Source organism: Shimia gijangensis, assembly GCF_900142085.1.
Classification (GTDB): domain Bacteria; phylum Pseudomonadota; class Alphaproteobacteria; order Rhodobacterales; family Rhodobacteraceae; genus Shimia; species Shimia gijangensis.
In genome coordinates this window covers 1-13774 of sequence record NZ_FQZQ01000031.1, presented here as the reverse complement: position 1 = coordinate 13774, position 13774 = coordinate 1, and the positions used below count along the sequence as shown (strand labels likewise).

Sequence of the window (13774 nt, the reverse complement as noted above, 5' to 3'; positions counted from 1 at the left end):
CCCGGCTTTCCCCTATGGTCCGACCAAAACGGCAAGGAGGGCACGACATGAACCAACATTCGGACCAAATTCCCCCCGAAGCCGAGATTGACGATGACGTCTATATTCTTGATCGCTCAACGGTTTCCAACATTCTTGATGCTGTAGAGGCCGGTGACCAGCAGGCGTTAAGCGTGCTGATGGATCCGTTACACGCGGCCGACATCGCTGACCTTCTGGAGCAGATTACACAAAGCGATCGGGCTGACCTGATCCAACTTTACGATCGCGAGTTTGACGGCGAAATCCTGTCAGAGCTGGACGAAAGCCTGCGTGAAGAGGTGATTGGTTTCCTGCGTCCGGACGTTCTGGCCGAAGCGGTGCGCGAGTTGGAATCCGACGATGTTGTGGACATTGTCGAAGATCTGGATGAGCCCCATCAGGAAGCCATCCTGGAACACCTTGAAGATGCCGACCGGGTCGCTGTTGAACAGGCTCTGGCCTATCCCGAAGATTCCGCCGGCCGCCTTATGCAGCGCGAGACGGCCTGGGCTCCTGAGCATTGGAACGTCGGGCAGTGCATTGATCACTTGCGCAATGCCGAGGAGCTGCCCGAGCAGTTCTATCACGTGATCCTTGTTGATCCAAAGATGCGCCCCTTGGGCAACGTGACATTGGGCCGGATCATGAGTTCGCACCGCGACACCCGGCTGAGCGACATTGTCGAAGAAATGTTTCAGGTCATTCCGGTCAATCAGGACGAAGAAGATGTGGCCTATGCGTTCAACCAGTATCACCTGATTTCGGCCCCGGTGGTCGATGAAAGTGAGCGGCTGGTGGGTGTGATCACCATCGATGATGCCATGTCGGTGCTGGATGAAGAGCACGAAGAGGATATCCTGCGTCTGGCCGGTGTGAGCGAAGGCTCGCTCTCCGACACCGTGTCCGAAACCGCGCGTCAGCGTTTTCCATGGCTGGGTGTGAACCTGTTCACCGCCATTCTGGCATCTGTCGTGATTGCCCTGTTCGAAGGCACGATTGAAAAATATGTGGCCTTGGCCGTATTGATGCCGATTGTCGCCTCTATGGGCGGCAATGCAGGCACGCAGACACTTACGGTTGCGGTGCGCGCGATTGCAACCAAAGACCTTACCGGGGCAAATGTCTGGCGCGTCATCCGTCGTGAAGTGTTTGTGGGATTGCTGAACGGATTGGCCTTTGCCATCGTCATGGGGGCCGTAGGAGTCTTGTGGTTTGGATCAATGGAGCTGGGCTATGTCATCGCTGCCGCAATGGTGGCCAATCTGGTCGTTGCCGGGTTCGCAGGAACCGTTGTGCCGGTGTTACTCGAAAAGATGGGTGTAGACCCTGCGCTGGCTTCAGGTACGTTTGTGACCACTGTGACGGATGTGGTGGGCTTTTTCGCATTCCTGGGTCTGGCGAGCATAATGTTGACCTGATTGTTTAGGGGGTCTGATGGACCTGAGTGAAATCAAAGCTGCCGCCCGCAAAGCCGGGTTCGAACGTCGCAAATCCGCGTTTGAAACAGTGGGCCCAGGACAATCGGCGCATTTGTCCGAAGTGTTGGCCGGCTACCGGGGCGTGCCGCTTTCGGGGTACATGTCGATCCGCACCGAAATCAACCCACTGCCAGCCATGGCCGAGGCCGCGGCCTACGGTCCGGTGGGGGTTCCTGTTATCCAGGGGGCGGGGCTGCCGCTTGAGTTTTCCCGTTGGGAACCAGATGCGCCGCTGCGGGAGGGTCCTTTTGGTGCCAAAGTGCCCGAGGTCGAAGATTATTTCGACCCTGAAATTCTGATTGTTCCCCTGGTGGCCTTTGACGCAAGAGGAGGTCGCTTGGGCTATGGTGGTGGGTTCTATGACCGCACGCTGGAACGCCTGCGGGCGCGTCGGGCCACTTTGGCAATCGGCTTTGCCTTTGATGCACAAGAAGCTGATGATTTACCGCTTGAGCCTACAGACCAGCCATTGGACATGATCATCACTGAAACGGGCATTCGCAGCTTTTAATTGGTACCTGATCGTGCCAAATCTTCATCTCGCTGCAAATACTCAAAGATCAAAACCCAACCTCTTGCCCGAAGTCGCAGAAGGCGCTAGGCGGTTGAGGTATGAAAATTCTATTTCTCGGAGATGTCATGGGGCGCGCGGGTCGCGCTGCTGTGAGGGATAACCTGCCGCGTTTGCGTGACGAATGGCGGCTCGATTTTGTTGTGGTGAACGGCGAAAACGCGTCAAACGGCATGGGGCTGAGTGGCGATCATGCCAAGCTGATCCTCGATGCCGGAGCCGATTGTGTCACGCTGGGCGATCATGCTTTTGACCAAAAAGACATGATGCAGTTCATCCAGAGCGAGCCGCGTGTCATTCGTCCGATCAACTATGCGCACGGTGATGTCCCGGGTAAAGGGTTTCGGGTGTTTGAAGCACGTGGTGGTCGCAAGATTCTGGTGGCGCAAGCGCTGGGGCAGGTGTTTATGAAGCGCCCCTATGACGACCCGTTCTCTGCCGTTGATCAAGTGCTGCGCAGCCATCCGCGCGGCGGTATGGTGCAGGCGTCGATCATTGATATCCACTGCGAAGCGACCTCCGAGAAAATGGGTATGGGGCACTTTTGCGACGGTCGTGCCAGCCTTGTTGTGGGAACGCACACCCATGTGCCCACCGCTGACACGCAAATCCTGCCCGGCGGAACAGCTTTTCAGGCGGATGCGGGCATGTGCGGGGACTATAATTCGGTCATCGGCATGGAAAAAACCGAACCGATGCGCCGTTTCGTGAGCGGTATGCCAAAGTCGCGGTTCACACCTGCTCTGGGTGAAGCGACATTGTCCGGCGTCTACGTGGAAACCGATGATCGCACCGGCCAGGCAACGCGCATCGAGATGGTGCGTCAGGGTGGCCGGCTCAGTCAGTCTGGTCCATGAACCAACGCCAGATGTTTCTTATTCTGCTGGCACTCGGCACGAGCTGGGGGCTGACGCAGCCATTGATTAAGATTGCCGTGAGCAACGGACATCAACCATTTGGGCTGATTTTTTGGCAATCTGTCATCGGCGTGATCACCTTGGGAACTGTACGATTGTTGCAGCGCAAACCGATCGCCATGCGCCGCGAACATTTGTGGTTTTTCCTGTTGATCGCGCTGACCGGAACGGTGTTACCACACAGCTTTTCATTTCGTGCCACAACCTATCTTCCTGCGGGGGTCATGGCTGTAATTATCTCGTTGGTGCCGATTTTCACCTTCCCCTTGGCCCTGCTTATGAGAATTGACCGGTTCAGCTGGCTTCGCCTGACAGGGCTGGCCTTGGGTCTTGTGGGTGTGATCTTGTTGGTTGGCCCTGATAGTCTGCCTGGCAATATTTCGGTGGGCTGGGTGCTGTTCGCGCTCTTTGCGCCGCTTTGTTATGCCGCCGAAAGCAATATCGTCTCCAAATGGGGCACCTATGGCCTTGGGCCGGGGCATGTGTTGTTTGGGGCCTCGGTCATGGGGATTTTGACATCCTTGCCGCTGGCGCTTGCGACCGGGCAATTCATTGACCCGCGTATCGAGTGGGGCGCACCTGAGTATGCCTTGATAGCCTCTTCTGCAATCCACGCGCTGGTCTACTCCGGGCATGTCTGGCTGATTGGACGGGCCGGCGCGGTGTTCGCGACGCAAGTGGCTTATGTGGTGACCGCGACAGGCGTGGTGTGGTCGATGCTTTTGCTGGGAGAACGGTATTCGTTTTGGGTCTGGGGGGCGATGGGGTTGATCGCTTTGGGCATGACACTGGTGCGACCGGGGCGTGGCAACCGGGTTGCTCCGTCGCAGGGATTGGGCAACAATGATCCCAAGCGTCAAAGGGACGGGCAAGCATGATCCAGTATTTCGATTTTTCTCAGACCACTCAGGCCTTTATGGCGCTTGGCGTGGTGGCCGCGATGTTTGCGTTGTTCATGCGCGAGGCCTATCCGGCCGAGGTGATTGCTATCACCGGGGCATCGGCGCTGCTGGCACTGGGGTTGTTGCCCTATGACGAGGCTTTGCATGTGCTGGCAAACCCCGCACCCTGGACCATCGCCGCGATGTTTATTGTGATGGGGGCACTGGTGCGCACCGGCGCGCTGGATTGGTTTACCCAACTGGCCGAGGCACAGGCCGAACGCAGCCCTGCTGTGGCCATTGGTGCATTGATGGCGTTTGTGATGGTGGCTTCGGCTTTCATGAACAACACGCCGGTCGTGGTTGTGATGATCCCGGTTTTTGTTCAGCTTGGCCGAAAGTTGAATATTTCAGCCAGTAAGCTATTAATTCCGCTTAGTTATGCGGCAATTCTTGGTGGCTGTCTAACGTTAATCGGGACCTCGACGAACTTGCTGGTTGATGGTGTTGCACGATCTCGAGGAATGGAGCCATTTTCGATCTTTGAGGTCACGCCACTGGCGGCAATCCTTGCGGTTTGGGGGGCATTGTACCTGCGTTTTGTGGCGCCGCGTCTTTTGCCCAATCGCGACAGTATGGCGGACCTTCTGACGGATACGTCCTCCAAGAAATTCTTTACCGAGGCCGTGGTCCCGCCCGAGTCCAACCTGATTGGGCGAGAGGCGCTGGATGTGCAGTTGTTCAAACGCGATGGCGTGCGGTTGGTGGATGTGATCCGCGGCGATGCGTCGTTGCGGCGCAACCTGCAGGGGGTGGTTCTGCAAGTTGGTGACCGGGTGGTCTTGCGTACCAAGATGACTGAGTTGTTGAGTCTTCAGCGCAACAAAAGCCTAAAACGCGTCGATCAGGTGTCTGCTGTTGAGACCACCACGGTTGAGGCATTGATCACACCCAATTGTAAGATGGTCGGACGTCGGCTTGGGGAAATGCGGCTGCGTCGCCGTTTCGGTGTTTATCCATTGGCCGCGCATCGTCGAGACAAAAACATTGGTCGTCAGTTGGACGATCTTGTGGTCCAGGCCGGGGATACGTTGCTTTTGGAGGGCGCGCCCGAAGACATTCAGCGATTGGCCAAAGAGATGAACCTATTGGATGTGTCCAAACCCACGGATCGCGCCTATCGCCGAAGTCATGCGCCAGTTGCCATTGCGGCGTTGGCTGGAATTGTTGTTCTGGCGGCTTTAGGTGTCGCGCCAATTCTGTTGCTGGCTGTGCTGGCAATGGCCGTGGTGTTCCTGACCCGTTGTATCGACAGTGATGAAGCTTTTGGTTTTGTAGACGGGCGCTTGTTGGCGTTGATTTTTGCCATGCTGGCGGTGGCTACGGCCCTCGAGACATCTGGCGCGATTGAGCTGATCGTGCACGCGTTGACACCGTTGATCAAAGGGCTGTCACCGTTCTTTATCGTCTGGGCAATCTATCTGCTGACATCCGTATTGTCCGAGCTGATCAACCACGCAGTTGCAGTGGTTCTGACGCCTGTGGCAATTGGCTTGGCGGTGTCCTTGGGTGTTGATCCGCGCCCTCTTGTGGTGGCTGTGATGGTCGCGGCAAGTGCGACTTTTGCCACGCCGATCAGCTATCAGACAAATATGATGGTCTATGGTCCTGGTGGTTACAAGTTCACCGATTTTATGCGGGTGGGCATTCCTTTGAACCTCAGCATTGGGTTGCTGGCCTCTTTCCTGATCCCGTTTTTCTGGCCGCTCTAAGGCACACTCCCGCCTGCTCGAAACCTTTTGGTTTCGTGGCAGTTGGGCCCAGCCGGGGGCGCTGCCCCCGGACCCCCGGAGTATTTGGAGCAAGGCGAAGCTGAAGGCGAAAAGACCAGAGCCGCTCTGTTTTTTGTCAGAGCGGCTCTGGTGTGGTTCGGGGATTGTAACGCTATTTACGCTTCTTGGACGGCATCAGATCGGTGATGGTGCCTTCGAACATCTCAGCGGCGAAGTTGATTGTTTCTGACAGCGTTGGATGCGGATGGATGGTGTGGCTAAGGTCCACCGCGTCTGAACCCATCTCGATGGCCAGCGCCACTTCGGCAATGAGATCACCTGCATTGGGGCCGACAATGCCGGCACCAATCACGCGCTCGTTTTCGTCAAACAGCACTTTGGTGATGCCCTCAGAGCGTCCCAGAGACAGCGACCGACCTGACGCAGCCCAAGGGAAGGACCCTTTGCCAAGCTTGATGCCTTCGGCTTTGGCTTGTGTCTCGGTCACGCCAACCCAGGCCACTTCGGGATCGGTGTAGGCCACAGAGGGGATCACACGGGCATCAAAGTATCGCTTGTGACCGGCGCATACTTCAGCCGCGACCTTGCCCTCGTGCACGGCCTTGTGGGCCAGCATCGGCTGGCCAACCACGTCGCCAATTGCGAAGACATGGCTCTGACTTGTGCGTTGCTGGTTGTCGACGGCGATGAAACCGCTCTCGTCCACAGCGACACCTGCGGCTTCGGCGTTCACTTTTGCACCGTTTGGGCGACGCCCAACAGCGACCAAAACCTTGTCAAAGGTATCGGTGATTTCGCCATCCGGGCCTTCCATTGTAACTTTCAGGCCCATTTTCTGGGCCTCAACAGCGGTGACTTTGGTCTTGGTCAAAATCGCCTCGTAGCGGCCTTCGATCCGCTTGTGCAGCGGTTTGACGATGTCCTTGTCGGCACCGGGAATAAGCTGATCCATGAATTCTACGATGGTTACCGCGGACCCAAGCGCGTCGTACACGGTGGCCATTTCCAGACCAATGATTCCGCCGCCCAAAACCAACAGGCGTTTGGGGACATCGGCCAGTTCCAGTGCGCCGGTGGAATCTATCACGCGCGGATCGTCATGTGGAATGAAGGGCAGGGTGACAGGTTCAGAACCAGCGGCGATGATGCACTGGTCAAAGCTGACCGTGGATGTCACGCCATCATTATCGACTTCGATCATGTTTGGGCCAGTGAAAGACCCATAGCCTGTCACGACCTCAACTTTACGCGCCTTGGCGAGCCCGGCCAAACCGCCAGTCAATTGAGTCACGACGCTGTCCTTCCAGCCACGCAGTTGGTCGATGTCGACCTTGGGTTTGGCAAAAGTAATGCCATGGCCACGCATCTCTTCGGCCTCGGTGATGACCTTGGCAGCGTGCAGCATCGCCTTGGATGGGATACAGCCCACATTCAGACAAACGCCGCCCAGTGAGGCATCTTTTTCGATCAGCACAACCTTTTTGCCCAGATCAGCGGCGCGGAACGCGGCCGTGTAGCCACCTGGACCTGAGCCCAGCACGACCACTTCGGCGTGGATGTCCCCGGCACCCGTCGCGCTGCCCGTAGCGGCAATCGCTTGCGGGGCGGCGGGGGCTGCGTCTGTTGCGGCCTCGATGGGCGCCTCAGACGCGTTCTCTGTTTCAAGGATCAAGATCAGAGAGCCTTCGGAAACCGTGTCTCCCTCGGCCAGTTTGATCTCTTTCACCACGCCAGCGGCAGGTGAGGGCACTTCCATCGTTGCCTTATCGCTTTCCACTTCAATGAGCGGGTCTTCGGCGGCAACAGTATCACCCACAGCGACCAGAACGGTCACCACGGGCACATCGGAAAAATCACCAATATCAGGTACTTTAACGTCCATTGTCAGACCCCTCCTTACAGCATCAACCGTCGGACATCGCCGAGCAGGTGTTTCAGGGTGGCGCAGAAGCGGGCGGCCAAAGCGCCGTCAATCGCGCGGTGGTCATAACTCAGCGACAGAGGCTGCATATTGCGAGGGAGGAATTCTTCGCCGGTCCACACAGGGGCCATTTTTGACCGGGTCAGACCCAGAATGGCCACTTCTGGCGCGTTCACGATGGGGGTAAAGGATGTGCCGCCAATGCCACCGAGCGACGAGATGGTAAAGGTTGCCCCCGACATGTCGTCCCCCTTCAGCTTGCCTTCGCGGGCCTTAGCGCTGAGGTCGCCCAGTTCTTTGGAAATCTCAATGATGCCCTTACGGTCTGCATCTTTGATCACTGGCACAACCAATCCATTTGGCGTGTCGGCCGCAAATCCAATGTTGTAGAAATCCTTCTTGACCAGCTTGTCGCCGTCCGGATGGATCGACGAGTTCACTTCCCAATGGGTTTTCAGTGCTGAAACAGACGCCTTGATCACAAAGCTGAGCAGTGTGACCCGGTAACCTTCGGTCTTGGCAATACCGTCCAGTTCCCGACGATACCCATCAAGATCGGTGATATCCGCTTCTTCGTTGTGGGTGACATGCGGGATATTCAACCACGACCGGTGTAAAGCCGGGCCGCTGAGCTTCTTGATGCGCGGCATGTCGATGTTTTCAACGGGTCCGAATTTGGAGAAGTCCACAGCCGGTATTGGAGGAATGCCCATACCGCCCGAGACAGCACCACCAGCCGCAGGGGCCGTAGTCGTGGCTTTGAGATGTGCCGTGATGTCTTCGCGTAAAATTCGACCCTTGCGGCCCGACCCGTTTACTTTTGACAGATCAATCTCTAGCTGGCGCGCAAAGGCCCGTACAGAAGGCGAGGCGTGTGCTTTGCCAAAGCCTGCGTCTGTCACCGCGGGTGCCGGGGCCGCCGGAGCCGGGGCAGAGACAGGCGCTGACGGGGCAGGGGTGGCCGCAGCTGGGGCAGCCTCGATGGCTGGCTCAGCTGCACTTCCTTCCAGCACAAGGATCAAGGCGCCTTCGGACACCATGTCGCCTTCGCTCACTTTGATCTCTTTGACTGTTCCGGCTGCAGACGAAGGTACTTCCATTGTGGCCTTGTCGCTTTCCAGTTCCACAATCGGGTCTTCAACCGCGATCACGTCGCCAACGCTGACCAGAACGGTCACCACAGGAACTTCTGAAAAATCACCGATATCGGGAACATTTACGTTAATAGTCATGTCTAAGTCTCCTTTTCCCGATCACACAAGACGCGGGTTCGGCTTGGTGCCGTCGATGTCATATTTTGCCAGCGCCTTTTCCAGCACGACTTTGGTGATGCTGCCTTCGCGGAAAAGGTCGACCATGGCGGCGGCGGCGATGTGGTTGGCATCCACTTCAAAGAACCGTCGCAGGTTCTCGCGGCTATCTGATCGGCCAAAACCATCAGTGCCCAGAACCGTATAGCGCCCCGGCACGCAGGTGCGGATTTGCTCGGCGTAGTTCTTCATATAGTCGGTGGCGGCAATCACCGGGCCCTTGGCCTTGGACAATTGCTGGTTCACGAAAGAGCTTTTGGGTTCTTCCAGCGGGTTCAACCGGTTCCAGCGCGCCACGTCCTGACAATCACGTGCCAGCTCATTAAGCGATGTTGCGGACCAAATTTCCGAAGTGACTCCAAAGTCGGTTTCCATCATCTCGGCCGCTTTCATCGCCTGGATAAGAATAGTGCCAGAGCCCATCAAAGTAACGTGTTTCTTGCCCGGTTTTTTCACGCCCTTGAAACGATAGAGCCCCTTGATGATCTCGTCTTCGACGCCCATGGGCATATCCGGGTGCGCGTAGTTTTCGTTCATCAGGGTGAGGTAGAAGAACACGTCTTCCTGATCCTCATACATGCGCTTCAACCCGTGCTGCACGATCACGGCCACCTCGTGCTGGAAGGTCGGGTCATAAGTGATGCAGTTCGGAATGGTGCTGGCCAGAATATGGCTGTGGCCATCCTCGTGTTGCAACCCTTCACCATTCAGCGTGGTCCGTCCTGCCGTGCCGCCCAGCATAAAGCCACGCGCGCGGCTATCACCCGCCGCCCAAGCCAGATCGCCAATGCGTTGGAAGCCAAACATCGAGTAGTAGATGAAGAACGGGATCATCGGCACGCCGTGGTTTGAATAAGACGTGGCGGCAGCGATCCAGTCGGCCATGGCGCCGGCTTCGTTGATGCCCTCCTGCAGAACCTGACCGTCTTCTTTTTCTTTGTAGAACATCATCTGATCGGCATCTTCAGGCGTATAATTCTGGCCCTTGGGGTTATAAATCCCAACGGACCGGAACAGGCCCTCCATACCAAAGGTCCGGCTTTCGTCCGGCACGATTGGCACCACGTTCTTGCCTACGTTCTTGTCGCGCAACAATGTTGTCAGGATGCGCACAAAGGCCATGGTGGTTGAAATCTCGCGATCTCCGGTGGATTTCAACTGTGCTTCAAATTTGGACAGCGCGGGGATTTCCAATTTGGGCGAGACACTCTCGCGCTTTGGAAACTCTCCACCCAGCGCTTTGCGCCGGTCTGCCAAATAAGATTTCTGCGCATTGTTCAGCTTTACAAGCGGGGCTTTTGGCAGATCTTCGTCGCTGACCGGAATTTGGAACCGATCGCGGAACGCGCGGAGCTGATCCTCGGCCATCTTCTTTTGCTGGTGTGTGGTATTTTGTCCTTCGCCAGCCGAGCCCATGCCATAACCCTTGACGGTTTTGATCAACAGACACGTGGGCTGGTCTTTGGTATCAGTCGCACGTTTAAAGGCGGTGTAGACTTTTTGCGGATCATGTCCGCCGCGGCGCAACGACCAGATTTGCTCATCAGACCAATCTTCGACCAGTTTTGCCGTTTCAGGGTATTTGCCAAAGAAATGTTCGCGGATATAGGCACCATCCTTAGATTTGAAGGTTTGGTAATCCCCATCTACGGTTTCATCCATCAACTGGCGCAGCTTACCGCTGGTGTCTTTTTCCAACAACGCGTCCCAGCCCTTGCCCCACAGCAGTTTGATGACATTCCAGCCAGCGCCCCGGAAATCACCTTCCAGTTCCTGAACAATCTTGTGGTTCCCGCGCACAGGGCCATCCAGACGTTGCAGGTTGCAGTTGATGACAAAGATTAGGTTGTCGAGGCCTTCGCGCACGGCAAGGTCGATGGCGCCGCGCGATTCCGGCTCGTCCATCTCGCCGTCGCCAAGGAAACACCAGACCTTGCGGTCGGCCATGTCGATGTGGCCCCGGTTGTGCATATATTTCATGAACCGCGCCTGATAGATCGCCATGAGTGGCCCGAGACCCATTGAAACGGTCGGGAACTGCCAGTAATCGGGCATCAGCCAGGGGTGAGGGTAAGATGACAGACCTTTGCCATTCACTTCCGAGCGGAAGTTTTCCATCTGCTCTTCGCTCAGGCGTCCCTCCATGAACGAACGTGCGTAGATACCGGGAATGACGTGGCCCTGAAAGAATACTAGGTCGCCTCCGTGGATCGCCGACTTCGAGCGCCAGAAATGGTTTAACCCTATATCATACATCACGGCAGATGAGGCGAACGAGGCGATGTGTCCGCCATATTCCGAAGATACTTTGTTCCGGCGCACCACTGTCGCCATGGCGTTCCAGCGGTTGATCGTGCGAATCCGCCATTCCATATCCAGATCACCGGGAAAAGGTTCCTGATCGTCCGTAGGGATGGTGTTCTGATAAGGTGTTGTTGCTGAGAACGGTAGCGTTGCTCCCGCCGCACGTGCCTGTTGTACTGCTTTATCAAGTAGATAGTGGGCTCGATCGGCGCCATCACGGGCGATCACATCCTCAACGGCATCCTGCCATTCACGGGATTCTATTGGGTCGATATCTTCGAATTGGGTCGCCATGCGCAGCGTCCTCCTCCTGATTGACGTAGCGTTTAGTGCTTATAGTTTAGTATTAAACTACTTGGCTAGCCCCTTGGGGTCATAGCAGTCATGCGTCAGGTGAGGAACTCGTATTCGTGGGTAGACAGAAAAGAAAAAAAGCGCCGCAGCCCGTCTGCGGCGCTTTTGGTTCGCGTGAGTGCGGTGTCTCAGTCAGACGTGATCGTCCTTGCCCAGAGACCCCTTGCCGTGACCAGCATGTCCACCCGAGGCCTCGTCTGTGGCTTCAGCGGCCAGTTCTTCTGGCAGGATCAGGTTCAGCACAATGGCGATCAGGGCAGCGGGCAGGATACCGCTGGTGGCCAGTACTTTCAGCGTACCGGGCAGGTGCTGCAAGGCACCCGGTTCCAGTTGCAGGCCAAGACCCATGCTGAGCGCGATGGCAAAGATCACCATGTTGCGACGGTTCCATTCCACGTCCGACAGCATCGAAACGCCTGCGGCCGCGACCATGCCGAACATTACGATGACACCGCCGCCCAGCACTTCGATCGGAATGGTCGAGATGATGGCGCCTATCTTGGGGATCAGACCTGCGGCAATCAGGAACAGCGCCCCGATGGTGACCACGTGGCGGCTCATCAAACCGGTCATGGCAATAAGGCCAACATTCTGGCTGAACGAGGTATTGGGCAAAGCGCCAAAAAGGCCGGACACAGCTGTACCGAGACCGTCAGCATATGTGGCGCCCTCGATTTCCTTGTCGGTGGCCTCGCGACCCGCTCCGCCTTTGGTGATGCCTGAGACATCGCCAACGGTCTCAACCGCCGACACAAAGCCCATCAGACAGAAGCCAATGATGGCGGCGACGCTGAACTCCATCCCGAAATGCAACGGGTTTGGCAGGGCAAAACTTGAGGCGTTGCCAACGTTGCCAAAGCTGACCATGCCCATGAACATAGCGACAATGTAGCCGACGATCAGGCCCAGTAGCACGGCGGACACTGATAGCATGCCACGCGCGTAGAATTTGAGCCCCAGCGTGACAAAGATCACGACACTGGCAACAAACCAGTTTTGCAAGGAGCCATATTCCGGTTTGCCAATCGCAGGCACACCACCCGCAGCGTACTGAATGCCGACCTTGACCAGCGCCAGACCGATCATGGTCACAACCAACCCGGTCACCAACGGAGGGAGCGCGAAACGGATGCGCCCGATAAACAGGCCAAGAAAGGCATGAAATAGACCGCCGACAAACACGCCGCCCATGATCACGGCCATGGCGTCAACGCCTTTGCCCACAACCAGCGGGATCATAATCGGGATAAAGGCAAAGGATGTGCCCTGAACGATGGGCAGCTTTGCTCCAACCGGGCCAAATCCGATGGTTTGGATCAGTGTCGCGAGGCCCGCAAAGAACATAGACATCTGGATCATGTAAATCATCTGGGGAAAGTCAGGCGAGTTTGAGCCAAAGCCAAACCCTGCCGCGCCACAAATGATAATCGCCGGGGTGACGTTTGACACAAACATCGCCAGCACATGTTGAATGCCCAGCGGAATTGCTTTGGCAAGAGGGGGGGTATAATTCGGGTCCCTGAGTTGTTCCGGTGTCCCTATTGAAGTATCAGCCATACGGGTTTCCTCCTGTGTATGGGGGTCTCGCCGCCTTCTTGTGTGCGGCTTTTGGGTGAGGGGCAGTTCGCGCTGCCCGTGGGTTCAGGCCGATACCACCGTGTAGGGTGTGTCGAACCAGAATTCTTCGAGATTTGCGCCGGGCCCAATTCGGTCGACCACAGCAAACAGGCCCGGTGCCGAGAGTGGTGTCAGGACGCCGTGCCAGGTATTCTTGTGAAAATTGATGGCCTGTCCGGGGGCCGTCAGGAAAGCTTGCGGTGTGCCGGGCTTCCCAGCCTCATCTGCAGCTACGATCACCAGAAACGGGGCAGGGGTCATCGGGATAAAGGCCTGCGAGCCGTCCGGATGGCGTTCCACTAGGTCAAGCACATAAGGCAGGCTGCGGGGGTCTGCATTGAACAGGCTGATCCCGGCGCGACCATTGGTGAAATCCATTTCGGCAAGATCGTGATGACGTCCGCAAAGACCCTGATTGATGAGCTTGTCTGGGCTGTCCTTGAGTTCAATGACATCACCAAACGGAGCAAAGGCATTGGCCGACAAAGGCTCGGTTACAATTCTCATCATTCCACCAGATCCTTTAATCTATGCAAGGCGATGCGTTCGACTTGTTTGCAGGCTGTGGCGCGCTCGGAGGGGGTGTTGTTTGTGATGCGTGTTTGGA

General features: G+C 56.7%; 10 protein-coding genes. 5 read left to right on the top strand and 5 right to left on the bottom strand.

The annotated features are described in order from the left end of the window. The first annotated feature begins 47 nt into the window (after positions 1 to 47). From mgtE to BUC32_RS18355, 5 genes are all read left to right on the top strand, one after another. On the top strand, positions 48 to 1439 hold the full coding sequence (gene mgtE, locus BUC32_RS18375; protein ID WP_073256556.1) for a magnesium transporter: 1392 nt from the start codon (positions 48 to 50) through the stop codon (positions 1437 to 1439). A 13-nt stretch (positions 1440 to 1452) separates the two neighbouring features. Further along, entirely contained in the window at positions 1453 to 2010 is a 558-nt protein-coding gene (locus BUC32_RS18370; RefSeq protein WP_073256513.1) for a 5-formyltetrahydrofolate cyclo-ligase, read from the top strand. Between the two features lie 101 nt (positions 2011 to 2111). Next, positions 2112 to 2927 carry a TIGR00282 family metallophosphoesterase gene (locus tag BUC32_RS18365; RefSeq protein ID WP_073256510.1) on the top strand — a complete coding sequence of 272 codons (816 nt, stop codon included), beginning with the start codon at positions 2112 to 2114 and terminating at the stop codon, positions 2925 to 2927. Positions 2928 to 2938: 11 nt separating this feature from the next. Next, positions 2939 to 3865, top strand: coding sequence for a DMT family transporter (locus BUC32_RS18360; protein ID WP_245815216.1), 927 nt, complete (start codon positions 2939 to 2941; stop codon positions 3863 to 3865). Continuing rightward, positions 3862 to 5640, top strand: a complete 1779-nt coding sequence (locus tag BUC32_RS18355; RefSeq protein ID WP_073256504.1) for an SLC13 family permease — start codon at positions 3862 to 3864, stop codon at positions 5638 to 5640. The genes BUC32_RS18360 and BUC32_RS18355 overlap by 4 nt, the downstream gene beginning before the upstream one ends. Before the next feature lie 172 nt (positions 5641 to 5812). On the opposite strand, the gene lpdA is transcribed toward BUC32_RS18355, so the two are convergent. The 5 genes from lpdA to BUC32_RS18330 all read right to left on the bottom strand — a co-directional run bounded on the left by lpdA (position 5813) and on the right by BUC32_RS18330 (position 13677). Further along, on the bottom strand, positions 5813 to 7543 hold the full coding sequence (gene lpdA, locus BUC32_RS18350; RefSeq protein ID WP_073256501.1) for a dihydrolipoyl dehydrogenase: 1731 nt from the start codon (positions 7541 to 7543) through the stop codon (positions 5813 to 5815). A 14-nt stretch (positions 7544 to 7557) separates the two neighbouring features. Next, positions 7558 to 8814 (bottom strand): 2-oxo acid dehydrogenase subunit E2, encoded by a 1257-nt coding sequence (locus tag BUC32_RS18345; RefSeq protein ID WP_073256498.1) that lies wholly within the window; start codon positions 8812 to 8814, stop codon positions 7558 to 7560. Between the two features lie 21 nt (positions 8815 to 8835). Next, positions 8836 to 11490 carry a pyruvate dehydrogenase (acetyl-transferring), homodimeric type gene (aceE, locus tag BUC32_RS18340; protein ID WP_073256495.1) on the bottom strand — a complete coding sequence of 885 codons (2655 nt, stop codon included), beginning with the start codon at positions 11488 to 11490 and terminating at the stop codon, positions 8836 to 8838. A gap of 192 nt (positions 11491 to 11682) precedes the next feature. After that, positions 11683 to 13107, bottom strand: coding sequence for a uracil-xanthine permease family protein (locus BUC32_RS18335; protein ID WP_073256492.1), 1425 nt, complete (start codon positions 13105 to 13107; stop codon positions 11683 to 11685). A gap of 84 nt (positions 13108 to 13191) precedes the next feature. Then, positions 13192 to 13677 (bottom strand): ureidoglycolate lyase, encoded by a 486-nt coding sequence (locus BUC32_RS18330; protein ID WP_073256489.1) that lies wholly within the window; start codon positions 13675 to 13677, stop codon positions 13192 to 13194. Between the last annotated feature and the right edge of the window lie 97 nt (positions 13678 to 13774).

What these genes read in the sequence shown, in the direction of transcription:
- mgtE (WP_073256556.1), top strand. Translation starts at nt 48, where the DNA reads ATGAACCAACATTCGGACCAAATTCCCCCCGAAGCCGAGATTGACGAT.
- BUC32_RS18365 (WP_073256510.1), top strand. Translation starts at nt 2,112, where the DNA reads ATGAAAATTCTATTTCTCGGAGATGTCATGGGGCGCGCGGGTCGCGCT.
- BUC32_RS18360 (WP_245815216.1), top strand. Translation starts at nt 2,939, where the DNA reads ATGTTTCTTATTCTGCTGGCACTCGGCACGAGCTGGGGGCTGACGCAG.
- BUC32_RS18355 (WP_073256504.1), top strand. Translation starts at nt 3,862, where the DNA reads ATGATCCAGTATTTCGATTTTTCTCAGACCACTCAGGCCTTTATGGCG.
- lpdA (WP_073256501.1), bottom strand. Translation starts at nt 7,543, where the DNA reads ATGGACGTTAAAGTACCTGATATTGGTGATTTTTCCGATGTGCCCGTG.
- BUC32_RS18345 (WP_073256498.1), bottom strand. Translation starts at nt 8,814, where the DNA reads ATGACTATTAACGTAAATGTTCCCGATATCGGTGATTTTTCAGAAGTT.
- aceE (WP_073256495.1), bottom strand. Translation starts at nt 11,490, where the DNA reads ATGGCGACCCAATTCGAAGATATCGACCCAATAGAATCCCGTGAATGG.
- BUC32_RS18335 (WP_073256492.1), bottom strand. Translation starts at nt 13,107, where the DNA reads ATGGCTGATACTTCAATAGGGACACCGGAACAACTCAGGGACCCGAAT.
- BUC32_RS18330 (WP_073256489.1), bottom strand. Translation starts at nt 13,677, where the DNA reads ATGATGAGAATTGTAACCGAGCCTTTGTCGGCCAATGCCTTTGCTCCG.